The organism is Bradyrhizobium centrolobii (assembly GCF_001641635.1).
Classification (GTDB): domain Bacteria; phylum Pseudomonadota; class Alphaproteobacteria; order Rhizobiales; family Xanthobacteraceae; genus Bradyrhizobium; species Bradyrhizobium centrolobii.
Genome location: NZ_LUUB01000018.1, coordinates 26558 through 51260 on the forward strand (window position 1 = coordinate 26558; position 24703 = coordinate 51260).

The 24703-nt window shown below is 64.6% G+C and carries 26 protein-coding genes; 15 read left to right on the plus strand and 11 right to left on the minus strand.

Going from position 1 to position 24703, the window contains the following annotated elements:
• The first annotated feature begins 175 nt into the window (after positions 1-175).
• The 7 genes from AYJ54_RS02170 (at position 176) to AYJ54_RS02200 (ending at position 7103) form a co-directional block, all read left to right on the plus strand.
• The gene (locus tag AYJ54_RS02170) at positions 176-634 is read left to right on the plus strand and encodes a DUF3237 domain-containing protein (protein WP_063696230.1); all 459 of its coding nucleotides are present in this window, start codon (positions 176-178) and stop codon (positions 632-634) included.
• A 227-nt stretch (positions 635-861) separates the two neighbouring features.
• Positions 862-1542 (plus strand): DUF2270 domain-containing protein, encoded by a 681-nt coding sequence (locus AYJ54_RS02175; protein WP_063696231.1) that lies wholly within the window; start codon positions 862-864, stop codon positions 1540-1542.
• A gap of 146 nt (positions 1543-1688) precedes the next feature.
• Positions 1689-2498: a crotonase/enoyl-CoA hydratase family protein gene (locus AYJ54_RS02180; RefSeq protein WP_063696232.1), complete on the plus strand. Its 810-nt coding sequence runs from the start codon at positions 1689-1691 to the stop codon at positions 2496-2498.
• The gene (locus AYJ54_RS02185) at positions 2495-4378 is read left to right on the plus strand and encodes a feruloyl-CoA synthase (RefSeq protein WP_063696233.1); all 1884 of its coding nucleotides are present in this window, start codon (positions 2495-2497) and stop codon (positions 4376-4378) included. The genes AYJ54_RS02180 and AYJ54_RS02185 overlap by 4 nt, the downstream gene beginning before the upstream one ends.
• A gap of 130 nt (positions 4379-4508) precedes the next feature.
• Complete coding sequence (locus AYJ54_RS02190) at positions 4509-5270, plus strand: SDR family NAD(P)-dependent oxidoreductase (RefSeq protein WP_063696234.1); 762 nt, start codon at positions 4509-4511, stop codon at positions 5268-5270.
• A gap of 183 nt (positions 5271-5453) precedes the next feature.
• Positions 5454-5873 carry an acyl-CoA thioesterase gene (locus AYJ54_RS02195; RefSeq protein ID WP_063696235.1) on the plus strand — a complete coding sequence of 140 codons (420 nt, stop codon included), beginning with the start codon at positions 5454-5456 and terminating at the stop codon, positions 5871-5873.
• Positions 5874-5951: 78 nt separating this feature from the next.
• Entirely contained in the window at positions 5952-7103 is a 1152-nt protein-coding gene (locus tag AYJ54_RS02200) for an ABC transporter substrate-binding protein (protein WP_063696236.1), read from the plus strand.
• A 249-nt stretch (positions 7104-7352) separates the two neighbouring features.
• On the opposite strand, the gene AYJ54_RS02205 is transcribed toward AYJ54_RS02200, so the two are convergent.
• The gene (locus AYJ54_RS02205; RefSeq protein WP_063696237.1) at positions 7353-8081 is read right to left on the minus strand and encodes a glutathione S-transferase family protein; all 729 of its coding nucleotides are present in this window, start codon (positions 8079-8081) and stop codon (positions 7353-7355) included.
• 36 nt (positions 8082-8117) lie between these two features.
• Positions 8118-8381, minus strand: coding sequence for a hypothetical protein (locus tag AYJ54_RS02210; protein WP_063696238.1), 264 nt, complete (start codon positions 8379-8381; stop codon positions 8118-8120).
• A 124-nt stretch (positions 8382-8505) separates the two neighbouring features.
• On the opposite strand from AYJ54_RS02210, the gene AYJ54_RS02215 reads away from it, so the two are divergent.
• Together AYJ54_RS02215 and AYJ54_RS02220 are read left to right on the plus strand one after the other, a co-directional pair.
• Positions 8506-9204 (plus strand): helix-turn-helix transcriptional regulator, encoded by a 699-nt coding sequence (locus AYJ54_RS02215; RefSeq protein ID WP_063696239.1) that lies wholly within the window; start codon positions 8506-8508, stop codon positions 9202-9204.
• 5 nt (positions 9205-9209) lie between these two features.
• Positions 9210-9539: a YkgJ family cysteine cluster protein gene (locus AYJ54_RS02220; RefSeq protein WP_063696307.1), complete on the plus strand. Its 330-nt coding sequence runs from the start codon at positions 9210-9212 to the stop codon at positions 9537-9539.
• 73 nt (positions 9540-9612) lie between these two features.
• On the opposite strand, the gene AYJ54_RS51075 is transcribed toward AYJ54_RS02220, so the two are convergent.
• Positions 9613-10011: a hypothetical protein gene (locus AYJ54_RS51075; RefSeq protein WP_063696240.1), complete on the minus strand. Its 399-nt coding sequence runs from the start codon at positions 10009-10011 to the stop codon at positions 9613-9615.
• A gap of 352 nt (positions 10012-10363) precedes the next feature.
• Complete coding sequence (locus AYJ54_RS02230) at positions 10364-10711, minus strand: DUF3307 domain-containing protein (protein WP_063696308.1); 348 nt, start codon at positions 10709-10711, stop codon at positions 10364-10366.
• A 403-nt stretch (positions 10712-11114) separates the two neighbouring features.
• On the opposite strand from AYJ54_RS02230, the gene AYJ54_RS02235 reads away from it, so the two are divergent.
• The 4 genes from AYJ54_RS02235 (at position 11115) to AYJ54_RS02250 (ending at position 14975) form a co-directional block, all read left to right on the plus strand.
• The gene (locus AYJ54_RS02235; RefSeq protein ID WP_063696241.1) at positions 11115-12557 is read left to right on the plus strand and encodes a TAXI family TRAP transporter solute-binding subunit; all 1443 of its coding nucleotides are present in this window, start codon (positions 11115-11117) and stop codon (positions 12555-12557) included.
• 125 nt (positions 12558-12682) lie between these two features.
• A complete protein-coding gene (locus AYJ54_RS02240; RefSeq protein ID WP_063696242.1) occupies positions 12683-12901 on the plus strand; it encodes a hypothetical protein in 219 nt (72 codons plus the stop codon).
• 166 nt (positions 12902-13067) lie between these two features.
• Complete coding sequence (locus tag AYJ54_RS02245) at positions 13068-14177, plus strand: cyclic nucleotide-gated ion channel (RefSeq protein ID WP_063696243.1); 1110 nt, start codon at positions 13068-13070, stop codon at positions 14175-14177.
• 12 nt (positions 14178-14189) lie between these two features.
• A complete protein-coding gene (locus AYJ54_RS02250; RefSeq protein WP_063696244.1) occupies positions 14190-14975 on the plus strand; it encodes an enoyl-CoA hydratase/isomerase family protein in 786 nt (261 codons plus the stop codon).
• A gap of 242 nt (positions 14976-15217) precedes the next feature.
• Here AYJ54_RS02250 and AYJ54_RS02255 read toward each other — a convergent pair whose 3' ends face one another.
• Together AYJ54_RS02255 and AYJ54_RS02260 are read right to left on the minus strand one after the other, a co-directional pair.
• Entirely contained in the window at positions 15218-15652 is a 435-nt protein-coding gene (locus tag AYJ54_RS02255; protein WP_063696309.1) for a DUF6157 family protein, read from the minus strand.
• Positions 15653-15668: 16 nt separating this feature from the next.
• The gene (locus AYJ54_RS02260; RefSeq protein ID WP_063696245.1) at positions 15669-16313 is read right to left on the minus strand and encodes a glutathione S-transferase family protein; all 645 of its coding nucleotides are present in this window, start codon (positions 16311-16313) and stop codon (positions 15669-15671) included.
• A gap of 87 nt (positions 16314-16400) precedes the next feature.
• Here AYJ54_RS02260 and AYJ54_RS02265 point away from each other — a divergent pair, with 87 nt between their 5' ends.
• The gene (locus AYJ54_RS02265; protein ID WP_063696246.1) at positions 16401-17402 is read left to right on the plus strand and encodes a helix-turn-helix transcriptional regulator; all 1002 of its coding nucleotides are present in this window, start codon (positions 16401-16403) and stop codon (positions 17400-17402) included.
• A gap of 136 nt (positions 17403-17538) precedes the next feature.
• The gene (locus tag AYJ54_RS02270) at positions 17539-17772 is read left to right on the plus strand and encodes a hypothetical protein (protein ID WP_063696247.1); all 234 of its coding nucleotides are present in this window, start codon (positions 17539-17541) and stop codon (positions 17770-17772) included.
• A 90-nt stretch (positions 17773-17862) separates the two neighbouring features.
• Here the strand turns inward: AYJ54_RS02270 and AYJ54_RS02275 are convergent, their stop codons facing one another.
• The 5 genes from AYJ54_RS02275 to AYJ54_RS02295 form a co-directional block, all read right to left on the minus strand.
• Complete coding sequence (locus AYJ54_RS02275) at positions 17863-18576, minus strand: nitroreductase (RefSeq protein WP_063696248.1); 714 nt, start codon at positions 18574-18576, stop codon at positions 17863-17865.
• Between the two features lie 122 nt (positions 18577-18698).
• Positions 18699-19943 (minus strand): acyl-CoA dehydrogenase, encoded by a 1245-nt coding sequence (locus tag AYJ54_RS02280; RefSeq protein ID WP_063696249.1) that lies wholly within the window; start codon positions 19941-19943, stop codon positions 18699-18701.
• A gap of 169 nt (positions 19944-20112) precedes the next feature.
• Positions 20113-21360, minus strand: a complete 1248-nt coding sequence (locus AYJ54_RS02285; RefSeq protein WP_063696250.1) for an acyl-CoA dehydrogenase — start codon at positions 21358-21360, stop codon at positions 20113-20115.
• Between the two features lie 152 nt (positions 21361-21512).
• Positions 21513-22640, minus strand: a complete 1128-nt coding sequence (locus tag AYJ54_RS02290; RefSeq protein ID WP_063696251.1) for an acyl-CoA dehydrogenase family protein — start codon at positions 22638-22640, stop codon at positions 21513-21515.
• Between the two features lie 160 nt (positions 22641-22800).
• On the minus strand, positions 22801-24672 hold the full coding sequence (locus AYJ54_RS02295; RefSeq protein WP_063696252.1) for an AMP-binding protein: 1872 nt from the start codon (positions 24670-24672) through the stop codon (positions 22801-22803).
• Positions 24673-24703 lie beyond the last annotated feature (31 nt).

The window sequence follows — 24703 nt, forward strand, 5'->3', positions numbered from 1 at the left end:
CCGCTTGCGGGGAGAGGGTTGGGGTGAGGGGGAGCCTCCGCGGGGACGGTGACAGCTGGACTCGCGGAAGCTCCCCCTCACCCGAAATTCAAGCTGCGCTTGAATTTCGGCCTCTCCCTGCAAGCGGGGAGAGGCGAAGAAGCCGGCGACTTTGCAATACAGGTCGGAGTGACCCATGCCGCCCATCCTCGAATCCAAATACGTCTTCACCATCACCGCGCGCATCGGTGACGTCATCACCGCCGGCGAGACCGGCATCGGCGTTCGTCGCATCATCCCGATCATCGGCGGCGAAGTGAAGGGCGCGGTCACCGGCAAGGTGCTGCCGTACGGGGCCGACTTTCAGACCATTCGTCCCAACGAGCTGATCGACCTCGAAGCCAGATACGCCTTCGAGACCGACGACGGCGCCACCGTCTATGTCGAGAACAAGGGCATGCGGTTCGGTGCGGTCGAGCTCTTGCAGAAGCTCAGGCGCGGCGAGCCGGTCGATCCCAAGCTGATCTACTTCCGCACCGTGCCGAAATTCGAGACGGGGCATGAGAACTATCGCTGGCTGATGCAGCACATCTTCGTCGCCTCCGCCGCGCGGCATGCGGACCGCGTGGTGATCGACGTGCATCAGGTGATGTGAGGCTCCTGCCTCGGGGGGGCCGCGGGCAGCAGCCGGGGCCCGGCCGTCCCTGCGCCCTCTGAGCGGGGGGCGGCCTCGGATGAAAGCTCCGGCTAATCCGGCCGCGCGAACGCGGCAGGCATGTCTGAAGTCATTTGAAGGTCGAAGCTCAATCTGCCTTTGCCCCGGGGCTAAGCTGGTTCAGGATAGGGCGTGCGCAAGATTGTGCAGACCACGGGAGTGCCACCATGTCCCTTATGGCTTCCAGCGACTCAAGCCCGCATCACAGCTTTGATACTGCCGAAATGGGCGCCATCGCCCATCTTTACCGGGGCGAAGTCTATCGCTCGACGATCTGGCGAACGCGGCTCGACAACACCACCAATTGGTCAATCGTCACGATGGGCATCGCGCTGTCGACGACCTTTTCGAGCCCGGAGGCGTCGCCCCTGCCGCTCGTCCTCGTCGGACTGCTGATCGCCGTGTTCCTCGCGATGGAGGCGCGGCGCTATCGCTATTTCAACGTCTGGCGTGCCCGAGCCCGCTGGCTGGAGAAGAATTTCTATGCGCCGATGTTCACTGGCGAGGCGCACGACGACAGCTGGCAGGCAATTCTCGCACGCGACTACACCGCGCCCCGCCATCACATTTCATTCGTCCGCGCCGCAGGGCGGCGGCTGCGTCGCAATTACGCCGGGATTCTCGTCATCCAGGCGGTCGCCTATTACGGCAAGATTGCAATCCATCCGACGCCCGCAGCCAGCTTGGCGGAATTTGTCAATCGCGCAGCGGTCGGACCGCTCCCCGGCTGGATCGTTCTGATCATGGGCTTTGCCTACGATTTCGGCTGGCTGGCGTTCGCGCTCGGCACGTTGTGGCTCGACCAACGCGAGCACGGAGCGACGGGCGACGGAGTGGCGATGGGCTAGCTGCGGCGGTGGCACAACAGGCGCGACTGTTGTCCCCTTGGGAGGGATCCGGACGAGTTCGCCCAGCCCCCATGGGCGGCGAATCCCTTCCTTGTTGACTCCCCCGAAATTCGTTATACAACATAACTATTCTGACAAGGACGCAAATGACAAAGGGAAACGCCGAGACCGCTGACGCGGGAGCCGCCGGGCTGCTCAAGATCGAGCGGGCGGACAGGGTTTTGACCATAGGTCTGAACCGGCCGGCCAAGCGCAATGCGCTGAACGACGGCATCATCCTGGAAATCGGCGACTGCTTCGCGACGCTGCCCGAGGATATCGGCGCCGTGGTGATCCACGGCATCGGCGACCATTTCTCCTCCGGTCTCGACCTTTCCGAGTTGACCGACCACGACGCCACCGGCGGCCTGCTGCACTCGCAGATGTGGCACCGGGTGTTCGACCGCATCCAGTACAGCCGCGTGCCGGTCATCGCCGCGCTCAAAGGCGCCGTGATCGGCGGCGGGCTGGAGCTTGCCTGTGCGGCCCATATCCGCGTCGCCGAGCCCTCGACCTATTTCGCGCTGCCGGAGGGCCAGCGCGGCATCTTCGTCGGCGGCGGCGGATCGGTGCGGCTGCCGCGGTTGATTGGCGTGGCGCGGATGATGGACATGATGCTCACCGGCCGCGTCTATTCCGCAACCGAGGGCGCCTCCTACGGCTTCGCGCAATATGTGACGGAGGCCGGCAATGGGCTCGGCAAGGCGCTGGAGCTTGCCATCCGCATCGCCTCCAACGCGCCGCTCACGAATTTTGCCGTGCTCCAGGCGCTGCCGATGATTGCGGAAGCCAATCCGCAGACCGGGCTCCTGATGGAATCGCTGATGGCGACAGTCGCGCAGAGCGACAAAGAGGCAAAACGCAGGATCCGCGAATTCCTCGAGCACAAGACCGCCAAGGTGAAGCCGAAATCATGAGCGCGCAGCCGTCCTCTTCCACCACGGAGCGCGGCGCGAGCACTTCTCCGCTGCGGCCGATCTCGTTCGGCGATCCCGCCGTTACCATCGAGCGGCGCGAGGACGGCACGATTTACCTCAGACCCAAGCAGCCGCTCGGCGACTATCCCGTCCGCATCACCGACCGCCTGCATCACTGGGCCAGGACCACACCGGACCGCATCTTCATGGCGGAGCGCGAAGGCGGACGCGGCTGGCGCAAGATCACCTACGCCGAGTTGCTCACCGCCAGCCGGCACATCGCCTCCGCGCTGATCCAGCGCGGCCTGTCGGCGGACAAGCCGGTCGTGATCCTCTCCGGCAATTCGATCGACCATGCGCTGCTCGCGTTCGGCGCGTTCTATGCCGGCATTCCGTTCTGTCCGGTGTCGCCGGCCTACTCGCTGGTGTCGAAAGACTACGGCAAGCTGTCCTATCTGATGAAGCTGTTGACGCCCGGCCTCGTCTTCGCCGAGGACGCCGACAAGTTCGCGGATGCGCTTGCTGCCAACGTCTCGCCCGGCACCGAGATCGCCGCGTCCTACGGCAGCGTGCCGGGCCGCGACGTCACGCTGCTCGCCGACCTGATGGCGACGCCGATCCGCGGCGACGTCCACGAGGTGCACGGGAACATCGGCCCCGACACCATCGCAAAATTCCTGCTGACCTCCGGCTCGACCGGCAATCCCAAGGCCGTCATCAACACCCAGCGCATGATCTGCGCCAATCAGGTGATGCTGCGCGAGACGCTCGCCTTCCTCAAGGACGAGCCGCCGGTCATCATCGACTGGCTGCCCTGGAATCACACCTTTGGCGGTAACCACAATATCGGACTGACGCTCTACAACGGCGGCTCGATGTATCTCGACGCCGGCAAGCCGATGCCGGGCGGCATCGAGGAGACCGTACGCAATCTTCAGGAGATTTCGCCGACGGTCTATTTCAACGTGCCCAAAGGCTATGAGTCGCTGCTGCCTTACTTGCGCGACGACCAGGGCCTGCGCGCAAAATTCTTCGACCGGCTGCACGCGATGTTCTTCTCGGGCGCGGCACTGTCGCCCTTCGTCTGGAACAGCCTCGACGAGCTCGCGGTGAAGGAGAAGGGCTATCGCGTGCCGATGCTGACGGGCTTGGGGGCGACCGAGACCGCACCGTTCTTCATGTCGGTCAATCCGCGCACCAGCCGCTCGGGTCATGTCGGCCTGCCTGTCTCGGGCAATGATGCCAAGCTCGTGCCGAACAACGGCAAGCTGGAAGTCCGCTGCAAGGGGCCGAACGTGATGCCCGGCTACTGGCGCCAGCCCGACGTGACTGCGAAATCCTTCGATGAGGAAGGATTTTATAAGCTCGGCGATGCGCTGAAGCCCGCCGACCCCGAGGATCTCAACGCCGGCTTCGATTTCGACGGCCGCGTCAGCGAGGATTTCAAGCTCGCAAGTGGTACCTGGGTCAGCGTCGGACCGCTGCGCGCCCGCCTCATAGCGGCCTGCGCGCCGCTGGTGCGCGACGTCGTCATCGCCGGAATCAACCGCGACGAGATCTCCGCGCTCGTGGTGCTCGACCTCGACGGCTGCCGGCTGGTCAATCCGACGCTGCCGGCCGACGATCTCGCCGTGACCGCGCGCGACCGCCTGGTCCGCGACGCCTTTCGCGAGCGCCTGACCCGCTTCCTCGGCACCGCCACCGGCTCCTCGACACGGATCACGCGCGCGATCCTGCTGGACGCGCCGCTGTCGATCGACAAAGGCGAAGTCACCGACAAGGGTTCGATCAACCAGCGCGCGGTGCTCGAACATCGCAGCCTCCTGATCGAGGAGCTCTATGCTGCCAATCCATCGGACCGTGTGATATCGGTCGGGTAGAATGTATGAATTTCGATTTGGACCAGCCGGCGCCTTCTTCGCCTCTCCCCGTAAGAACGGGGAGAGGGAGCGCACCGGCGCTTTGAGCTAAGCTCATCCCAATCTAAGGACCTCGCCAAAGGAGAACGCCATGTTGTTGAAGGATCAGGCAGCCATCGTCACCGGCGGCGCATCAGGGCTTGGCGCTGCCACCGCGCGAAAACTGGCGGCGCAGGGCGCCAAGGTCGCGGTCTGCGACCTCAATGCCAAGCTTGCCGAAACCGTCGCCGCCGAGATCAAGGGCGTGGCCGTGGCCTGCGACGTCTCCGACGCCGCGTCCGCCGAAGCTGCGATCGCACAGGCCGCCAAGGCCCATGGTCCGGCCCGCGTGCTCGTGAACTGCGCCGGCATCGGCGTGGCAAAGCGCGTCGTCGGCCGCGACGGGCCGATGGCCCTCGCTGATTTCGACAAGGTGATCAAGGTCAACCTGATCGGCACCTTCAACATGCTGCGCCTCGCCGCAACCGAGATGTCCAAGCTCGAGCCGCAGGCAACCGGCGAGCGCGGCGTCATCATCAACACGGCGTCCGTCGCGGCCTATGACGGCCAGATCGGCCAGTCGGCCTATTCGGCCTCCAAGGGCGGCATCGTCGGCATGACGCTGCCGATCGCGCGCGAGCTCGCGCAGTTCGGCGTGCGCGTGCTGACCATCGCGCCCGGCCTGTTCCTGACGCCCTTGCTCGCCAACCTGCCGCAGGAAGCCCAGGATTCGCTCGCAGCCGCGATCCCCTTCCCGCGCCGGCTCGGCAATGCGGACGAGTTCGCGGCGCTCGCGCTGCACATGGTCGAAAACGCCTATCTCAACGGCGAGGTGGTGCGGCTCGACGGCTCGCTGCGCATGGCGCCGAAGTAAGCTGATGATCGGGATTGCCGCAGCGATTTCGACCTTACCTCTCCCTTTGGGAGAGGTCGGCGCGGAGCGCCGGGTGAGGGGTTCAGCTCTATCGAGGGACCATATCCCCTCACCCGAATTGCTTCGCAATTCGACCTCTCCCGCCGGGAGAGGTGAGAAACGACACTAGCGGATACAAATCGCATGTTCGTGAACCGGCGCGACGTACAGATCCAGTGGGGCGATTGTGATCCCGCCAACATCGTCTATTACCCGCGCTATTTCGGCATGTTCGACGATTCGACCTCGATCCTGTTCGAGAAGGCCGGCTTCTCGAAACAGGACCTGGTCCACAAATACGGCCTGGTCGGCATTCCCATGGTCGACACGCGGGCGAAATTCTACATCCCCTCGACCCATGGCGATTGGATCACCATCGAAACCCGGATCGAGAGCATCAAGCGCTCGAGCTTCGAGGTGAAGCACAATATCTACAAGGGCGAGGATCTCGCCATCGAGGCTTTCGAGACCCGCGTCCTGGTCGGCCGCGACCCGAACGATCCCGACAAGCTGAAATCGGCGCCGTTTCCGCCGGAAATGGTGACGAAATTCATCGGGAGCTAAATCGCCGCACCATCCAAAGACGGGGCTGAATCAGCCCCCGATTTCTGCTTTCAGAGAAACACGTAAAGGGAGGAATTGATGAAACGCTTTTACCTGACTGCTGCGATTACCGCAGCGGCGCTCGCGCTACCGGCGCTGCCCGCGCTGGCCCAGACTAATGAAATCACCATCGGCATCACCACCACCACGACCGGCCCGGGCGCAGCCCTCGGCATTCCCGAGCGCAACGCGCTGGAATTCGTGCCGAAGGAGATCGGCGGCGTGCCGCTGAAGGTCATCGTGCTCGACGACGGCGGCGACCCGACCACGGCCACCACCAACGCGCGGCGCTTCGTCACGGAATCCAAGGCCGACGTCATCATGGGCTCGGCCCTGACGCCGCCGACGATCGCGGTCTCCAACGTCGCCAATGAAGCCGGTATTCCGCATTTCGGCCTTGCGCCGTTTCCGATCACGCCGGAGCGCATGAAGTGGTCGGTGGCGATGCCGCAGCCGATCCCGATCGTGGGCAAGGTGCTTTACGACCACATGAAGTCCAAGGGTGTGAAGACCGTCGGCTATATCGGCTATTCCGATTCGTATGGCGACCTCTGGTTCAACGACCTGAAGGCGCAGGCTGTGCCGATGGGCGTGACCATCGTCGACGAGGAGCGCTTCGCGCGTCCCGACACGTCGGTGACCGGACAGGTGCTGAAGCTCGTCGCCGCCAATCCCGACGCCATCCTGGTCGGCGCCTCCGGCACCGCGGCCGCCTTGCCGCAGACCGAGCTGCGCGAGCGGGGCTATCAGGGCCTGATCTACCAGACCCATGGTGCGGCCAGCATGGACTTCATCCGTATTGCCGGCAAGGCGGCGGAAGGCGTGCTGATGGCCTCGGGCCCTGTGATGGACCCGGAGGACCAGCCCGACGAGGCGCAGACCAAGAAGCCGGGCCTCGCCCTCAACACCGCCTATGAGGCGAAGTACGGCCCGAACAGCCGCAGCCAGTTCGCCGGCCACTCCTATGATGCCTTCGAACTCCTGAAGCGCATCATTCCGGTCGCGCTGAAGACGGCAAAGCCCGGCACGCCCGAGTTTCGTGAGGCAATCCGCCAGGCCTTGCTGTCGGAGAAGGAACTGGCGGCCAGTCAGGGCGTCTACAACTTCACCGAAAAGGATCGCTACGGCCTCGATGAGCGCTCGCGCATCCTGCTCACGGTGAAGAACGGCAAGTATACGCTGGTGAAGTAAGCACGGCGTCAGCTTCGAGAAGATCAGAGCCGGCCCCATGGGCCGGCTCTTTCTTTTCGCACCTATCCTTGAGTTCGAACTGCAACCGCGATGCCGGCGCGCCCCCTCTCCCGCTTGCGGGGCAGGGCTGGGGTGGGGGTGCTTCCGCAATGGACACTCCCCGTGAGGAGAGAGCCCCCACCCGGCGCTTCGCGCCGACCTCCCCCGCAAGCGGGAGAGGTTGCACCGAGCCTGCGGACACGCCGAACGCTATGCCGCCTGCCGCAGCTTCGTCCAGGCGAACTCCGGATAGTACTGATCCATCATCCGGTCGACATAGGCAGTGAGGTTCGGAAATTCCTCGGCGCGCCCGCGCAGCTTGGATTCGAAGAACGGCGTGAGGATTCCGGCGAGCGCACCGAAGGCGGTCGCATCGACACCGCATGGCTTCTCGCCCATCAGATAGGACTTGTCGCCGAGTTGCACCGAGAGCGCAAACAGCGAGCGCACGGCGAGATCGATATCGTCATCGGGCGCGTGGCGGCCGAGGCCGGAGAGCAGATAGTTCTCGGCGACGCGGAACTGCGCGTCCTCGCGCAGCTTCTCGCGATTGTGCTCCGGCGCGCCGTCGAAGAAATGTGCGGGCCCCTTGGCGAAATTGGCGGGATCGACCCAGCGCGCGCCGACCAGTGCCCAGTAGACGTGATGCTCAATCATCCGCTCGAACGCCCAGGCCTGCGCGCGCTGCTGCAGGCTGAGGCCGGCGTCGAAGTCGAAACCGTAGCGGCGTTCGATATGGGCGCGGATGAAGGTGGAATCGGCCACCGCCTCGCCGTCATCGTCGATGAAGGGCAATTGCCCCTTGGGCGAAGCGGGCGGCATCGCCCGCTCCTTCCGATAGGGCAGTTCCGCCATCTTGAGCTGCACCTCGGTCTTGGTGACGAAGGGGCTGATTTCCGGCAGGCCGAATCCGACGCCGAAGCCGTAAAGGGTGATCATGTCTGCGCTCCTGATCCTCAAAAGTTACGGTGGAACCTATCGTCCGGCTGCTGCCACCATGGTGGCAGCAGCCGTGATATCCTGCGTGAAACGGGCCCCCCGCCAGGCGCGGGCCATGACGTGGTGGACCAGCGCGTCTGCGAGTTGGAGCAGCGAACGCGCCACGAGGCTCGCGAACGCAAGGCGGAGGTCGACGAACATGAGATCGAGCGTCACGAGGCGGCCGAACGCCCAGGCGTGCAGCGAAGCCTGCACCCGCCAGAGCGGACCGGCCGTGCCGAATTGGGTAGGAATGATCATGGACAAATCCTCTTCAGTCGAAGCGTTGTCCCGGTATAGAACTCCCCTGCTGCCAACATCCTGTCAGCATCCGCGCGCCGGATTTTGAGCGGGCTGCGACCAGGATCTCTCGAAGAGAATTGTCATGAGACGCGCCGACCGGCTGTTTCAGATCATCCAGGTGTTGAGGCGCAGCCGCAAACCGCTGACGGCGGATGCGATCGCGGCCGAACTGGAGACCTCCAAGCGCACCGTCTATCGCGACATCGCGACGCTGATCGGCCAGCGCGTGCCGATCCGCGGCGAGGCCGGCATGGGCTACATCCTGGAGAAGGGATTCGACCTTCCGCCGCTGATGCTGACGCCGGACGAGATCGAGGCCGCCGTGCTCGGCGCGCAATGGGTCGCGGGCCATGCCGACGCGGCACTGGCACGCGCGGCCGAAGATCTGATGGCCAAGATCGCCGACACCGTGCCCGAGCGTCTGCGCCCCTTCGTGCTGGAGCCGGCGAGCCGCGCACGGCCGAGCTGGAACAGGGAGCCCGACCGCATGGACATGGTGCGCACGCGCACCCAGATCCATGAAGGCAAGAAGATCATGCTGCGCTATCGCGACGAGCAGGGCCGCCCCAGCGAGCGCATGATCTGGCCGATCGCGGTCGGCTATCTCGAAGCGGTCCGCCTGCTCGCGGCCTGGTGTGAGCTGCGCAGCGACTTCCGCAGCTTCCGCACCGACCGCGTCGTGGAAGCGACCTATCTAGACGAGAAATATCCGGAGCGGCGTGACGTGCTGCGCGCAAAATGGCGGCAGAGCCTGGTCTGGGGTCCGCCGAAGGATACGTGATGGCGATGGATGAGACGCCCCCCATCGACCCGTCGAGCTCGTGCCAGGCTTGCGGCGCCTGCTGTGCCTATTCGGCGAACTGGCCGCGCTTCTCGATCGAGAGTGACGAGGAGCTTGCGCTGATTCCGGAACAGCTCGTCAACGATCGGCAATCCGGCATGCGCTGCGACGGCGATCGCTGCTCGGCCTTGCAGGGTGAGATCGGAAAGGCGACTTCCTGCGGCATCTATGCGGCGCGGCCAGAGGTGTGCCGCACCTGCATGCCGGGCGACGCCGAATGCGCGATGGCGCGGCGAAAATTCGGGCTGCCGGCGATCGAGGTAGCTAGCGCATGATCCGGAAAAGTGTGCAGCGGTTTTCCGCCAAGATCATGCGCCGACAAAGAGCTGAAGCGCGATAAAACGCGCTTCAGGCCGGAACGGCTTCGCTGATCTCGTCGTCGAGCTCATCCTCGAGCGGTGCAAGCACCGAGAGCGGCCTGGTCGACAGCGTGATCGGCTTGCGGCCGCCGGACAGGGACGGCGCCGATTTGGCCGAGCCCTGGCGCGACAGCGCGTAGAGCGTCGAGCCGACGCGGCCACCGTTCTCGATCAGGTCGCGCTCGCTGCAGCTCGCCGCGATCGCGACCGCCAGCGAATGCAGGTGGCTGCGGCGATAGCAGAACAGCGCCAGCCTGGCGCGGACGTCAGGGGAAACACTCTCAACCAGCTTCGGCAGGCCGCTTTCATTGGCGCGATACATCTCGCCAAGTAGCTCGTCGCGGACCGGGCAGAAATCGCTTTCAAAGGTGTCGCGGCTTGAAAACATTGCAGTTCTCCCTCGTGTGCGGAAGATGCCGCGCAATTCTCTAATGAAAGGTTAACCACACTGACCGGTAGTCATCCGGGGTCCTTGCGCCCCTGCCGCGAATCAGTGCGGTCCGGAAGGGGCAAGCGCGTCTGGACCCGAGAGTTTGGGCGCCAAGGCTTTCCACGGGGTCATGGCCGGGCATAGCCGTCCGAAGGACGGCGCCGCTGCCGCTCGCCTGTGTCCCGGCCATCCACGCCTAGCCGTGGGGCACGCAGGACGTGGATGCCCGGGACAAGCCCGGGCATGACGACCTCTTACGACCTCTTGTGAGTGCTCATACCGCGATCGCCCTGCGCCCAGGCGCGGCCGCCTAGTTAGCGGCCATGAAGATGGAGAGGCCGAAGCCGGTGAGATGGTGCAGCGCCTGGTCAACTCCGATCACCGTCCAGAACCAGGGGTGCTCCTGGTTGACGCCGAGATAGGCCGAGGCGAGCCCCTTGGCCCGGTCGACCGTAATGTGGATCATGAAATCGATCAGGGCCACGAACCAGAATCGTGGCGCCACGATCAGGATCAGCGGCAGCGCAACCGCAAGGTGGATCAGGCAGTGCACCAGCAGCGGCAGGCCCCAGCCATGCTTCTGGTCCTTGCCGTGCGCCATCCAGGCGGTTTGCAGCACGAAATCGGCGATGATGTGCTTGAAGGTGAGCAGCAACATCCAGCCAATGAGCGCTTCAACCGGAACCGCCGATGACATGGGTGGAAACGACAAAGCTGACGCCTCGTTGATCTGAAAAGCAGAAAATGGAGCGTTCAGCGCAACTTCTTCTTGGACCTGGCCAAATCGCCGGGATCGATCTTTTATGACATCTCCCGACGGAATGCATCCGGGGGGAACTCGAAAAATCACCAACTGTGGCCCAACGGCGATAGGGATGACCAATCGCCGCGGAGGTGCCAGGTAAGGTTACCCTCGGCTCGAAATTTGCTTTCCCGCGCTGGAACGCTATCATCCTGAAGTAGAGAATAGCGTTCTTTTTCAGGCGTGTACGAATTTCAGGGCAAGCGCAGCCGGAAAATCTGCCGCCGCCCGCCGTCCAGCATAGGGCCGGAGTGCTGCCATGGGTACTGACGGCCCGACGTCACCGACCGCGCCGCCGCCTCGGCGCCCCAAGGTGATCAAGACCAATCAGCAGCAGGTTTTTCTGTACGTCGTGCTGACCTTGCTCCTGTCGCTTGCCACCGTCTGGGTCGGCCGCGCCATGTTGCACAATTCAGAGACGCTGACCTTTGCCGTCGGCGCCCCCAACAGTGACGAAGCACTGTTCGCGGCCAAGCTCGCCGCACTTCTGAAGAACAACGCCTCGCGCTTCCGGATCAAGATCGTCAACAACCCTGACAATGCCAAGGCGCTCACACGGTTCGACCGCAGGCAGGCCGATCTCGCCATTCTGCGCACCGATGCCAAGGTTCCGCCGCGAGCGCGCACGCTGGCGATCCTTGAGCACGATCTCGTGCTCCTGCTCGGCCCCGGCAACAAGAAGATCAAGTCGCTCGCCGAGCTGAAGAAGAAGAAGGTTGCCGTTGTCGCCGAAAACGATTCCTCGCTCGCCTTCGTCCGCAGCATCCTCGACATCCCCGAAGGTCCGGACGCCGCGAAGACCCAGATGGCGCCGCAGGGCGCAACGCTCGACAAGCTGTTTGCGCCGTCCAGCGGCTTTAGCGCAGTGATCGCCATCGTCCATGCGTCCAAAGCGGTGCGGGACAAGGCCTATGGGCAGGTCGCCAGACGCGGCGGCTTCACACTGAATGCGATCGACGAAGCCAAGGCGCTGGCACGCAAATTCCCCGGCATTTCCGACGAAACGCTGACCGCCGGCACGCTGTCGGCCTCGCCGGAAATTCCCGACGATGACCTCGACACGATCGGGCTCGAGTGGCTCCTGGTCGCGCAGTCCAGGATGTCGGCGACCACGGCCGGCGACCTCGCGCGCATCGTCTACGAGAACAAGTCCGCGCTCGGTCTCGACAACGGCTTTGCCACAAGAATCGAGCCGGCCTCCACGGAGAAGGACGCCTTCGTGATGGCGCATCAGGGGGCCGCCGACTACATCAACGACGACACCAAGTCGTTCATGGATAAGTACAGCGACATGATGTATCTGGGCGCCGCCGCGCTGAGCGTCATCGGCTCGATCTTCGCCGCGATCTACGCCAAGATCACCAGGATCGCGCCGGAGAAGGCCAGCGAGCTGTCCACCGCGATCCTCGACATCGGCGAGCGCATCGAGCACGCTCATTCCCTTGACCAGCTCGAATGTCTCCAGGACGAGCTCGAGAGCATTCTGCGCGGCGCGGTCATCGGCCTCAGAGACGGCACAATCAGTACCGACGGGCTCGACACATTCAAGCTCGGCTATGAATTCGTCCGCGACGAGATCGCCATGCGCCGCGACTACCTGAAGCGCCACGCCCCCGAGGTCGAGAAGGCCGTCCGCGACGCTGGCCCTGCTCCGCACGACGACACCAATGTCGTGGTGGTGAAGACCGCGCAGAGCGCCTGACCACGCAGGCGCAGCGTCCTCGCGCCGGGGCCTTGCAGGGTATTTCGGGTGAATCAGCGGCCGGAACCCAGGAACCGTCCCCATCCACAACCGTTGGTGCCCCGGATACAACCGGAGAACGCGGCATGCGTACGCTCCTCGTCATCCTCCTTCTGGGAATGCTGGCGGCGGTTGGCTACTTCGCCTGGTCCGCAATGACGATCGATGGAGAGCCGATCCCGACGGAGGGCTATGTGGCGCTCGCGCTGGGCGCAGGGTTCTCGGTGCTCGTCGGCATCGGCTTGATGGTCCTGCTGTTCTTCAGCAGTCGCCACGGTTACGACGAACCGCCGCACTTCAAGTAGCTGCGGAGCCCGCCGTCACCGGCTGCTCCGCGTGCCCACTGCCTGATATGCGCGGTGGCGCGCCTGAGCGCCATCTGCCGTCGTTGACGGCCCCCGTCCGCACGGGCACTTTGGCGCCGAAGTCCCAGCCGGGACCGCAAAAACCAGGACCGAGCCGCCTCCCCGCATGTCCAAGCCGCTGATCCCCGCTCTGGCGCAGTTCGTGGCCGCCACGGCCGGCCGCAACATGACCAAGGCGGCCTATGTGGCGGTGGTGGTCGGCGTTGCGGCCATGGTGCTGCTGACGGTCAACCCGGCCTATGAGGCGGTGAGCCGCTGGGTCGATGCCCTGCTGTGGGCCTGTCTTCTCTACTTCGTGTTCGAATGGGTGGTCCGGCTGCGCCACATGGCACGGCAGGGGCGCTTTTCGCTCTACATGACTTCCTCCGCCGGGCTGGTCGACGCGATCGGAGCGCTGGCCGTGCCGACGGCACTGATTTTGGGCGTCGAGCCCAGGACGGCCTGGTTGCTCAGCGTGCTCTGGGTGATGAAGGTGGTGCCGGGCATTCCCGGCCTGCGGCAGCTGCGCCGCGTGCTGGTGCTCGAATCGGGCCCGCTCGTGAGCGTGCTCGTGATCTTCCTGATGGTGGTCTTCCTCGCCTCCGTCGCCGAATATTTCCTGGAGCGGGACGTGCAGCCGCAGACCTTTGGCAGCGTCCCGGCCGCCTTGTGGTGGGCGGTGGTGACCTTGACGACCACGGGCTACGGCGATGTCGTGCCGGTGACACCGCTGGGCCGCATTGTGGCGGCGCTGGTGATGATCTCCGGCCTCGGCGTGTTCGGACTCTGGACCGGTATTTTGGCGACCGGATTCGCGGCCGAAACCCGGCGCGACAATTTCCTGAAGACCTGGGAATCCGTCAGCAAGGTGCCGTTCTTCGCCGCCCTTGGGCCCGCGGCGATCGCCGACGTCACCCACATGCTGCGCACCATGGAGCTGCCCGCCCGCACCATGATCATCCGGAAGGGCCAGCAGGGCGACTGTATGTATTTCATCGCCGCCGGCGCGGTCGAGGTCGACCTGCCCGGCAAAAAGGTGCAGCTCGGCGAGGGAGCCTTCTTCGGCGAGATGGCGCTGCTCGGCAACAATGTGCGCGGCGCCAATGTCGCGACCACGAAAGTGTCGCGGCTCTTGGTGCTCGACCTCGTCGACTTCCGCGTGCTGATGGCGCGACATCCCGATCTCGCCCAAACAATCGATGCGGAAGCCAAGCGCCGCGCGCTCGAAAACAAGTAGACGGAGACCAGAATGTCGGAAGCAGGCGACGCGGCAAGCAGTCCCGTGCTCGAAATCATCGGCGCACGCGCCACCATCCGCCTCAACCGTCCCAGGCATCTCAACCGGCTCCAGGCCGAAGACCTCGGCGAGCTCATGAAGCTGTTCGACCGGATCGAGGCAGATCCTGCGATCCGTGTGCTGGTGCTGACAGGTACGGGACGCGCCTTCTCGGCGGGCTACGACCTCAACTCCGTGGCCGAACGTGCTGTGAGCGCCAACGAGCAGCAGAGTGCGGGATCGGCGTTCGAGGTGGTCGTCAACCGGCTGGAGGATCTCGGTGTGCCGACGATCTGCCGGCTCAACGGCGGCGTCTATGGCGGCTCGACCGACCTTGCACTCGCCTGCGATTTCCGCATCGGCGTCGACACCGCCGAGATGTTCATGCCGGCGGCGCGGCTCGGGCTGCACTACTACAAGAGCGGCATCAAGCGCTACGTCACGCGGCTCGGCGTCGACAACGCCAAAAAGCTGTTCCTGACCGCGCAGAAGATCGGTGCCCCGGAGATGCTGCGGATCGGCTATCTCACCGACATGGTGCCGGAGGAATCGCTGGACGAGGAAGTCGACAGGCTCGCCACGATCCTCGCCGGCAACGCGCCGAACGCGATGCGCGGCATGAAACGCGCGATCAACGAATTCGCCCGCGGCCAACTCGACGAGCTAGCCGCCGACCAGCGCCATCGCGACAGCATGCGCGGCGATGAGATCAAGGAAGGCATCAAGGCGTTTGCGGAAAAGCGGCCGCCGCGGTTTTAGAGGGAGTTGGTCGGCTCTGCTGGAGTGTGCCAGCCGGTCAGGGAGTACGAGGACACGCCTCACATTCAGTCGTCGTCCCGGCCTAGTGCGCAATTGCGCACGGGGGGCCGGGACCCATAATCCCAGGGAGCGGTTGTGGCGCGGACTGGTGGCCACCAGCTTTCGCAAAATCTGATCCTGTGGTTATGGGTCTCGGATCCGCGCTTCGCTTCGCTGCGCTTGTCCGGGACGACGAGCGGAGATCACCCCCGCTTCGACCGCATCGCGCGCACTTGCGTGAGCTTGGGATCGCGCGCCAGCGCCTGATAGCGCTTGCTGTCGACGGCGTAGATCGCAATATGGCCCTCACTGTCGGCATGCACACCCCAGCCGAAGCGCTTGCCGAGGCTGGAGGCACGCATGCAGGCCTGCCCGCGCGCAAAGAACGCCGCTCGGGCCGCACTCTTCTCCGCCTTCGTCGCCTTCGCGTCGAGCTCGCGCCCCGGCGCTGAGGTCGCGAAGATCACGTCGTCGGACGTGTATTTGTACGGTGCCTTCGTGATCATCGCATATTGCAGGCCGGCTACCGTCGGCTGTCCTGCGCGCGGCGGCGGCTCCTCGCCGGTGCGCGCCGGACAGTCTTCGGCGACCTGGATGAAGGTGTTGAAGCAGTTGGTCGTATGGATCGGATTTGTCATCTGAGATTCGGCTTCTTTATCCCCCAGCAACGGCGGCATGTTGCGCCGCCATCTCGTCATCAGCCGCATTGATCCGCTGGAACGAAGGTCGCGACGTGATCAGCTCCGAATAACGAACGAAGACGTCTTTCTTCGGCACGATACCGAACATGATCGTCCAACTGAACGCCACACCCCAGAGAATATCGGCCGCAGTCATGCGTTCGCCGAGCAGATAGGGCCCCCTGGACAGTTGCGCCTCGAGCGCACCCAGCATGGTGTCGTAGTCGGCATAGGGCGATTGCGTCACCGGGGCGGGCTCGCGCTTCATGAATTTGTCGATCAGGGCCGGCTCGAACGATGAGCCATAATAGGCGATCCAGCGCAAATAGGGACCGCGCAGCGGATCGTCGAGCGCGGGTGTGAGGCCCGCCTGCGGAAACAGGTCGGCGAGGTAGATGTAGATCGCGACCTGCTCGGTCACCAGCGCCTCGCCATGACGGATCGCCGGCACCTTGCCGAGCGGATTGATGGCGAGATAGCCCGGCTGGCGCTGCTCGCCCGCCTTCATGTTGAGGACGTGGAGATCGTAGGGCGCGCCCAGCTCCTCCAGCAGCACCCGCGTGCCCGTGGCGCGGCTCTGCGGCGAATAATACAGGATGATGCGGTTCGGATCGGTCATATGCAGGTCTCCCTCGGGCCGGCTGGCGATGGCGCATCTTTACGGGACCATACCTGACATCCTGTGTCAGGTATGGTTTAAGAAGCGATGCGCGCGAGCCGGATGCTGTCGATCCTCACCACTCTCCAGGCCAAGGGTCAGGTCACCGCGCCTGAGCTCGCGGAGGCCTGCGAGGTCTCGGTACGCACCATCTATCGCGACATCGATGCGCTCGCGGCATCTGGCGTTCCGGTCTATGCCGACCGCGGCGCGGAGGGCGGCTATCGCCTGCTCGATGGCTATCGGGTGCGGCTGAACGGCTTGTCGCAGAGCGAGGCGGAGGCGCTGTTCCTCGCGGGGCTGCCAGGCCCGGCGGCGGCGCTAGGCCTCGATGCCGCAATGGTGGCCGCGCAGACCAAGCTGATGGCGGCGCTGCCCGCGGGCCTGCGCCAGGATGCCGGCCGGATGCAGGAGCGCTTTCATCTGGATGCGCCGGGCTGGTTCGGCGAGGCCGAGGAGCCGAAGCATCTGCGCGCCATCGCGGGCGCGTTGTTGCAGGGAACGCTGATCAAGATCCGCTATCAGAGCTGGCGGGCGGAGAAGCAGCGCCGCGTCGCGCCGCTCGGTCTCGTGCTCAAGGCTGGCAGTTGGTATCTCGCAGGCCAGGTCGACGGCAGCGTGCGCACCTATCGCGTCGCGCGCGTCCTCGATTGCATGGTGCTACAAGACCGCTTCGACCGTCCCGCGGATTTCGATCTTGCCGCCTATTGGCAAGCCGCGACGCTCCGCCTCGAAGCCGAGCTGCATCCCAATGTCGCGACAGTGCGGTTGTCGCCGTTCGGCATAAAGCTGCTCGACGCGCTGAGCCAGCCTTACGTCAAGGCACGCACGCGTCTTGAGGAGACTGTCGACGCAGACGGCTGGCGCATCGCCAGGGTGCCGGTTGGCAAGACGTCGTGGCACGCTGCGGCCGAATTGTTGCGGCTTGGACCTGAGGCCGAAGTGCTGGAGCCCGCCGATCTCCGTGAGAAGATGATCGAGCTCACACAGGCCATGGCGACGCGCTATCGGCCGTCGCGCGGTCCCGCGCCGACGACGCGGAAAGCCTGACGGCTTCTCATCCGCCGCGGCCGACGAAACAGTCCTGAAACACGATTCTCCCGTCGCGGCGTGAACGCGTTCGCAGCTCGGCCCGACCGAGATGCAGGGACACAACAACGGCCTCGCGCCAAACTGGAGAATGGAAATGTTTCGTAAGCTTGCACTTGGTCTGATCGCTGCCGGTTCGCTCGGCGTTGCCGCCCTCGCGCCCAGCGCCGCATCGGCCCACGGCTTCCACCATCACTGGGGTCCCGGCTGGGGTTTCGGCGGCCTCTACATCAACACCGGCGTCAGCAACTGCTACCAGGAACGCGTCGTTCAGACCCGCCATGGTCTGCGTGTCCGGGTCGTGAACGTCTGCGCGTACGGGATCTACTGAGATCTCGCCAGCATGATAAACCCCGATCGCTCCGCGATCGGGGTTTTCGTCGCTCATGAATTACCAGTAGCCTGGATGAGCGACATCAAGTCACTCGTCCACGAACGTCACCGTGTCGGCAACGCTCGCACGCGAGGTGCGGTAGCTGTTGACCTTGTGGGCGTGGTCGGCATAGCCGAACGAGATGCCGCAGACGACGCGGCGGTCGTCGGGCAGATTGAAGTGCCGCCGGATCAGGCCGGAGTGACGCGCAAGCGCTGCCTGCGGAATAGTGCCGAGTCCGAGCGCTTGGGCCGCCAGCATGAAATTGCTGACATACGCGCCGCAATCGATCGCGCCGTAGATGCCGAGCGGCTCGTTGGTGTGGATAACAGCCACATGCGGCGCGCCGAAGAAATTGTAGTTCTCCAGCGCCTGTTTTGCATAGGCGACCTTGTCGCCGCGGGGAATGCCGAGCGTGTTGTAGAGCTGGAAGCCGCTCTCGCGGCGGCGGTCGAGATAGACGCCGACATATTCGCGCGGCGGCGTGAAGTCATGGTCGTCCTTGGCGCCGGAAGCTGCTTCCGCGTAGATCGCCTCCCGAAAGCGCTCCTTCGCCGCGCCGCTGGCGATCAGCACCTGCCAGGGCTGGCTGTTGCACCAGGACGCGGTGCGCTGCGCGGTCTTCAGCACGTGCTCGATGGTTGCGCGATCGACTTCCTTGGGCAGGAAGGCGCGGACGGAGTAGCGCTCGTTGAGGAGCTCTTCGAGCACGCCGATGCGGTCTTCGGTGGCGTAGCGGGTGTTGGGCGATTTCGCATCCATGACTCGTCCTTTTCCGTAGTCTGCGTAGGGTGGGTTAGCCGAAGGCGTAACCCACCTCTTATCGTACGTGCGGGGACAGAAGTGGTGGGTTACGCTTCGCTAACCCACCCTACGATCCGAGATCAACGCCCCTTCGTCGGGATCTTGTTGTACGGCACGTCCTTGTCGACGCGGATGTCGCCCGGCAGCCCCAGCACTCGCTCGGCAATGATGTTGCGCAAAATCTCGTCGGTGCCGCCGGCGATGCGCATCGAGGGCGAGGACAGCAGCATCTGCTGGAATTGGCCGTGCACGGTTTCCTCATCCGTTCCCGTAAGAACGCCGGCCGCGCCCTGGAGGTCCATCGCGTAAGTCGCGATGTCCTGGAGCATCATGCCTGATACCAGCTTGCCGATGGAGTTCTCAGGTCCCGGCCGCTCGCCCTTCGACAGTGCCGAGATCGCGCGGTAGCTCGTGTATTTCAACCCGCTCGATTTCACCGCCCAGCTCGCAAGCTTCGAGCACACGGCGGGATCGTCGATGGCGAGGCCATCCTCCAGCATCAGGTTGGAGCAGAACTCGAACATCTCGGGCACGCCGGTCGCAAGGCGCGCGCCGATCGACATGCGCTCGTTCATCAGCGTGGTCAGCGAGACGCTCCAGCCTTCGCCGACCGCGCCGAGACGCTGGCTGTCGGGGATCTCCACGTCGGTGAAATAGACCTCGTTGAACTCCTGCATGCCGTTGGCCTGCTTGATCGGGCGAACCTCGACGCCCGGGCTCTTCATGTCCAGGAAGAACATGGTGAGACCCTTGTGCTTGGGCACATTCGGATCGGTGCGCGCGATCAGGAGGCCGTAGTCAGAGTAGTGGGCGCCCGAGGTCCAGATCTTCTGGCCATTGATGATCCAGTTGTCGCCTTTCTTCTCCGCGCGCGTGCGCAGGCCCGCGACGTCCGAGCCCGCGGACGGTTCGGAGAAGAGCTGGCACCAGATCTCCTCGCCCGCGGCGAGCTTTGGCAGATAGCGGCGCTTGGCGTCCTCGCTGCCCCAGGCCATCACGGTCGGGCCGCACATGCCCTCGCCGATCTGGAACGGCTGTGTCAGCTTGCCGAAGACGCCCTCCTCCTGCTGCCAGATCACGCGCTCGATTGGCGTCGCGCCGCGGCCGCCGTACTCCTTCGGCCAGTGCAGGCAAGCCCAATTGCCCTCGAACTTCTTCTTCTGCCAAGCCTTGCCGACATCGACGATGTCGTGCTTGGCGAGCCGGATACGCCCGAGCGAGGATTTTGAGAGCTCAGCCTCGAGCTCCTTCGGTGCGTTGGCCTCGACCCATTTGCGCGCAGTCTCGCGGAATGCGGCTTCCTGCGGCGTATCGTCGAAATTCATTTCGAACTCTCCTCTCTCGTGCCCCGGACGCCGCGCATCGCGAAGCGGTGCGCTGCAGAGCCGGGGCCTGTTTGCGGCCTTCTGGGTCCCGGCTCTGCGGAGCGGCACCATAGCGCGTTGAAGACGCGCGTTAGCGCGCTGGTGGTGCCGCACCGCGTCCGGGACACGATCAGCTCCTTCCCTTCGTTGGGATCTTGTTGAACGGCACGTCCTTGTCGACGCGGATGTCGCCGGGCAGGCCGAGCACGCGCTCGGCGATGATGTTGCGCATGATCTCGTCGGTGCCGCCCTCGACGCGGGTGCCCGGCGCGCGCAGCAGCATCGCCTGGAAACGGCCGGCGACTTCGGCATCCTCCGGCCCGCTGATCACGCCGGCCGCGCCCTGGAGGTCGAGCGCGTAGGTCGCGACGTCCTGGATCATGGACCCCGCCACCAGCTTGCCGATGGAATTCTCGGGACCCGGGCGCTCGCCCTTCGACAGCGCCGAGATCGCGCGCATGCTGGTGTATTTCAGGCCGCTCGCCTTTACCGCCCAATTCGCGAGCTTCGAGCGCACCGCGCGGTCTTCGATCGCGGGACCGTCGTCCAGCATCAGGCTGGAGCAATAGTCGAACAGCTCCGGAAAGCCCGTCGCCACACCGGCACCGATCGACATGCGCTCGTTCATCAGCGTGGTCAGCGAGACATTCCAGCCGTCATTGACCTCGCCGAGGCGCTGGTGATCGGGAACGCGGACGTTGGTGAAATAGACCTCGTTGAAGTCGGAGGCCCCGCTCGCCTGCTTGATCGGCCGCACCTCGACGCCCGGACTCTTCATGTCCAGGAAGAACATGGTGAGGCCCTTGTGCTTCGGCACGGTAGGGTCGGTGCGGGTCAACAGGATGCCGTAGTCGGAATAATGCGCGCCCGAGGTCCAGATCTTCTGGCCGTTGATGACCCATTCGTCGCCGTCCTTTTCCGCACGCGTGCGCAGGCCCGCGACGTCAGAGCCGCCGGCCGGCTCGGAGAAGAGCTGGCACCAGACCTTCTCGCCGGAAGCGAGCGGTGGCAGATATGTGCGCTTATGCTCCTCGCGCGCGAACGCCATCATGGTCGGCCCGCACATGCCGTGGCCGATGATGAACAGCTGAGAGAGCTTGCCGAACACGCCCTCCTCCTGCTGCCAGATCACGCGCTCGATCGGCGATGAGCCGCGGCCGCCATAGTCCTTCGGCCAGTGCAGGCAGGCCCAGCCGGCGTCGGCCTTCTTCTTCTGCCAGGCCTTTGCGACCTCGAGAATGTTGGCGTTCTTGAGCTGCGTGCGGCCGAGCGAGGACTTTCGCAGCTCCTCTTCATATTGCTTCGGCGCGTTCGCCGCGATCCAGGCGCGGGCGACGGCACGGAATTCGGCTTCCTGCGGGGTGTCGTCGAAGTTCATGACGCTTCTCTGTCTTCCGTAAGGGTGGGTTAGCCGAAGGCGTAACCCACCACTTCTCTAGAGCATTGTTGCGGTCCGGTGGTGGGTTACGCCTGGCGGATTGCGCTTCGCGCATCCGCGGGGCTAACCCACCCTACGGGCTAGGATCATCGTTACGCCGCGTTCTTCTTCCTCATGCGGTCGATCAGCTGGTCTTCCCAATAGGACAGGCTGCCGAGCCCGAGCGCCATCGCGTTGGCACGGCGATAGTACATGTGGCAGTCGAACTCCCAGGTAAAACCCATGCCGCCATGGACCTGGATGTTGTTCTTGGCGCAGTGCTGGAACGCCTGCGTTGCGCTGATGCGCGCGGCAGCGGCGGCTTCCGGCAATTCGGCCGCGTTGGTCGAGAGTGCCCAGGCGCCGTAATAGCTGTTGGAGCGCGCCAGCGTTGCCGAGACATACATGTCCGCGAGCATGTGCTTGACCGCCTGGAACGAGCCGATCTGGCGGCCGAAGGCGATGCGGTCGAGGGCGTAGTCGCGGCCCATCTCCAGCGCGCGGTCGGCGCCGCCGACCTGCTCGAAGGCGCAGAGCACCGCGGCGCGGTCGAGCACCTGGGTGAGGATGCTCCAGCCTTCACCGGCTGCGCCCAGCGGCTCGGCCTTGCAATCCTTGAACGTGATCTCGGCCTGCCCGCGGGTCGGATCGAGGTTGGTCAGGCCCCTCATCTCGACGCCGCCCGCCTTGAGGTCGACCAGGAACAGCGAGACGTCGCTGTCCCGGCCGCTCGATCCCGTGCGCGCTGCGACAACCGCGAAATTGGCGATCGCGCCGTCGGCGACCGGCTTCTTGACGCCGTTGAGCACACCGTTGGAAGCAGTAAGCTTGATGTTCTTCGGCGACGGATTGCCCTTGCCCTCGAACAGCGCCAGCGTTCCGATCGCTTCGCCCGAAGCGATCGCCGGCAGCCACTCTTTCTTCTGCGCGTCGCTACCGGCAATCAGCAGCGCTTCGGCGGCGAGATAGACGGTCGAGGAGAACGGTACCGGCGCGTTGGCACGACCCATCTCCTCCGCAATCACGCAAAGCTCGAGATGGCCGGCGCCCGCGCCGCCGAATTCCTCGGGGATCGCGACGCCGAGAAAGCCCATCTCGGCGAGGCCTTTCCACAGCTCGCTGTCATAGGGCGCCTTGCCGTCGAGCACGACGCGCACCGCCTTGGGCGAGCACTTTTCGGCGAGGAATTTACGCGCCTGGTCGCGGAGCTGTTTCTGGTCGTCAGAGAAATCGAAGTTCATGGCGGCTTACCTTGTTATTGTGTCACTTGAATTGATGCCGTCATTCCGGGGCGCGACGAAGTCGCGAGCCCGGAATCCATTTCACCGCGCATGTGCGCCCCGATGGATTCCGGGTTCGCGCTGCGCCCGCCCCGGAATGACGAGTTGAGGGTTACTGGCTTCATCGCAGCACGATCACATCCTGATCCGGCCGGTCCGCATACAACCGCTCCACCAGCGCTGCGCGGCGTTCGAGACCGGCGCGCTGGTTGATGTAACCCTTGTCGGTGAGCTCGTTGCCGTCGATCGAGGGCGGCTCGACCATCAGCATGGCACGCGCGATGATGCGGCTGCTGGCGCCTTCGCATTCCTTGTTATGGGTCTCGAGTCCGCGCCTGAGGCAGGCGATCACCTCGGGATGCTTCACCGCGTCTTCAAAACTCAGATCGGGATTGCCGACGAGCTGGCGGCAGGCATGCAGGTTCGGCCAGGCGAGCAGACCGATGGAGCAACGATCCTGGCCGGCGACCAGCGCATCATGAACGACAGGCGTGGCCGCAGCGATCGCATCGGTGCGGAGCGAGCCGACATGGACGAAGGTGCCGGTGGTGAGCTTGAAGTCTTCCACAACGCGGCCAGCAAAGATGATGCCCTTCAGCGGATCGGTGTCGTCGACGAAGATGCCGGCATCGCCGATGCAGTAAAAACCCTCCTCGTCGAACATTTTCTTCGTGAGATCAGGCTGGCCGAAATAGCCGGGTGTGACGTTGACGCCGCGCAGGCGCAGCTCGTATTTCGAGCCACAGGGCACCATCTTCAATTCGACGCCGGGGAACGGAAGGCCGATCAGGCCGACGCGCTCGGTGTCCCAATAGGTGCCGGTCGAAGTCGGCGCCGTCTCGGTCGAGCCCCAGCCGGTGTAGAACACGATGCGCTCGCCGGTGGTCTTCACAGCCAGCGCCTGCATGCGATCGTAGAGATCGTCCGGCAGCCGCGCGCCGCCATAGGCCATGATCGAGAGATTCTTGAAGAACGAGCGGCACAGCGCGTCGTCCTTCTCCATCGCCGCCGCCAGCGCGGCGTAGCCGGCCGGCACGTTGGCGTAATAGGTCGGCGAGATCTCGCGCAGATTCCTGATGGTCTCCTCCAACTGCCCCGGCATCGGCCGGCCGTCGTCGATATAGAGCGTCCCGCCGTCGACAAGCACGGGGTGGAACGCGGCATTGCCGCCCATGGTGTGGTTCCAAGGCATCCAGTCGAGCACGGTCGGCAGCGGGCCGCCGGGCGTGCGCGGCCGCACCTGCATCATCATCGCCGCGTTGGCGCACATCATCTCCTGGGTGTTGATGACGGCCTTGGGCATGCCGGTCGAGCCGGAGGTGAAAAGCAGCTTGCCGACGGTCTGCGGCGTGATCTTCGCGATCGACTCCTCGACATCGGCGCTCGCGGGCGTTGCCGCGAGCTCGGCAAAGCTGACACTCCTGATGCCCTCGCAGGGCCGCACGACGTGAACAACAGTGACGCCCGTGAGATCGAGCGCCTTCAGGGCCTTCTCGAAGGTTGGGCCGTCCTGCACCATCACCACAGCCGGCTTGATCAGGTCGAACAGGTATTTCAGCTTGACGTGATCGTGGCTCATCAGCGAGTAGGCGGGCGATACCGGCGCGGCCGGCGAACGCGCCTGCATCGCGGCCTGCGTCATCAAAGCGTGCTCGATCGAGTTGCCGGAGAGGATCGTGACCGGGCGTCCATCGAGCCCGAGATTGAGCAGCGCCTGCGTCACCGCATCCACGGTCCGCTTGGCTTCGTCGTAAGAGACTTTTCGCCATTCGCGGTTTGCGCCGCCACGCCGCGCGAGCCAGATGCGCTCGGGCGCTTCCTTCGCCCATTTCGCAAGCGAGGCCGGAAGGTGCTTCTCGTAAGGTTGCAGCGGAATGCGCGACTTCAGCACCACCGTGCCGTCATCACGGCGCTCGACGTCGATGTCGCGTGCCAGCCACTCGACCTTGCGAAAGGCGGGCTTCGTCATCACCGCCGCCGCACTCCCACTCATTTTGCGTCTCCCGGAATTATTGTCCTTTGCG

Coding starts and splice junctions, on each gene's coding strand:
- AYJ54_RS02255 (WP_063696309.1), bottom strand. CDS start 15,652: ATGACAAATCCGATCCATACGACCAACTGCTTCAACACCTTCATCCAG.
- AYJ54_RS02195 (WP_063696235.1), top strand. CDS start 5,454: ATGTTCGTGAACCGGCGCGACGTACAGATCCAGTGGGGCGATTGTGAT.
- AYJ54_RS02265 (WP_063696246.1), top strand. CDS start 16,401: ATGCGCGCGAGCCGGATGCTGTCGATCCTCACCACTCTCCAGGCCAAG.
- AYJ54_RS02235 (WP_063696241.1), top strand. CDS start 11,115: ATGGGTACTGACGGCCCGACGTCACCGACCGCGCCGCCGCCTCGGCGC.
- AYJ54_RS02280 (WP_063696249.1), bottom strand. CDS start 19,943: ATGAATTTCGACGATACGCCGCAGGAAGCCGCATTCCGCGAGACTGCG.
- AYJ54_RS02210 (WP_063696238.1), bottom strand. CDS start 8,381: ATGATCATTCCTACCCAATTCGGCACGGCCGGTCCGCTCTGGCGGGTG.
- AYJ54_RS02250 (WP_063696244.1), top strand. CDS start 14,190: ATGTCGGAAGCAGGCGACGCGGCAAGCAGTCCCGTGCTCGAAATCATC.
- AYJ54_RS02180 (WP_063696232.1), top strand. CDS start 1,689: ATGACAAAGGGAAACGCCGAGACCGCTGACGCGGGAGCCGCCGGGCTG.
- AYJ54_RS02290 (WP_063696251.1), bottom strand. CDS start 22,640: ATGAACTTCGATTTCTCTGACGACCAGAAACAGCTCCGCGACCAGGCG.
- AYJ54_RS02260 (WP_063696245.1), bottom strand. CDS start 16,313: ATGACCGATCCGAACCGCATCATCCTGTATTATTCGCCGCAGAGCCGC.
- AYJ54_RS02245 (WP_063696243.1), top strand. CDS start 13,068: ATGTCCAAGCCGCTGATCCCCGCTCTGGCGCAGTTCGTGGCCGCCACG.
- AYJ54_RS02215 (WP_063696239.1), top strand. CDS start 8,506: ATGAGACGCGCCGACCGGCTGTTTCAGATCATCCAGGTGTTGAGGCGC.
- AYJ54_RS51075 (WP_063696240.1), bottom strand. CDS start 10,011: ATGTTTTCAAGCCGCGACACCTTTGAAAGCGATTTCTGCCCGGTCCGC.
- AYJ54_RS02240 (WP_063696242.1), top strand. CDS start 12,683: ATGCGTACGCTCCTCGTCATCCTCCTTCTGGGAATGCTGGCGGCGGTT.
- AYJ54_RS02185 (WP_063696233.1), top strand. CDS start 2,495: ATGAGCGCGCAGCCGTCCTCTTCCACCACGGAGCGCGGCGCGAGCACT.
- AYJ54_RS02275 (WP_063696248.1), bottom strand. CDS start 18,576: ATGGATGCGAAATCGCCCAACACCCGCTACGCCACCGAAGACCGCATC.
- AYJ54_RS02220 (WP_063696307.1), top strand. CDS start 9,210: ATGGATGAGACGCCCCCCATCGACCCGTCGAGCTCGTGCCAGGCTTGC.
- AYJ54_RS02190 (WP_063696234.1), top strand. CDS start 4,509: ATGTTGTTGAAGGATCAGGCAGCCATCGTCACCGGCGGCGCATCAGGG.
- AYJ54_RS02205 (WP_063696237.1), bottom strand. CDS start 8,081: ATGATCACCCTTTACGGCTTCGGCGTCGGATTCGGCCTGCCGGAAATC.
- AYJ54_RS02295 (WP_063696252.1), bottom strand. CDS start 24,672: ATGAGTGGGAGTGCGGCGGCGGTGATGACGAAGCCCGCCTTTCGCAAG.
- AYJ54_RS02170 (WP_063696230.1), top strand. CDS start 176: ATGCCGCCCATCCTCGAATCCAAATACGTCTTCACCATCACCGCGCGC.
- AYJ54_RS02200 (WP_063696236.1), top strand. CDS start 5,952: ATGAAACGCTTTTACCTGACTGCTGCGATTACCGCAGCGGCGCTCGCG.
- AYJ54_RS02285 (WP_063696250.1), bottom strand. CDS start 21,360: ATGAACTTCGACGACACCCCGCAGGAAGCCGAATTCCGTGCCGTCGCC.
- AYJ54_RS02230 (WP_063696308.1), bottom strand. CDS start 10,711: ATGTTGCTGCTCACCTTCAAGCACATCATCGCCGATTTCGTGCTGCAA.
- AYJ54_RS02270 (WP_063696247.1), top strand. CDS start 17,539: ATGTTTCGTAAGCTTGCACTTGGTCTGATCGCTGCCGGTTCGCTCGGC.
- AYJ54_RS02175 (WP_063696231.1), top strand. CDS start 862: ATGTCCCTTATGGCTTCCAGCGACTCAAGCCCGCATCACAGCTTTGAT.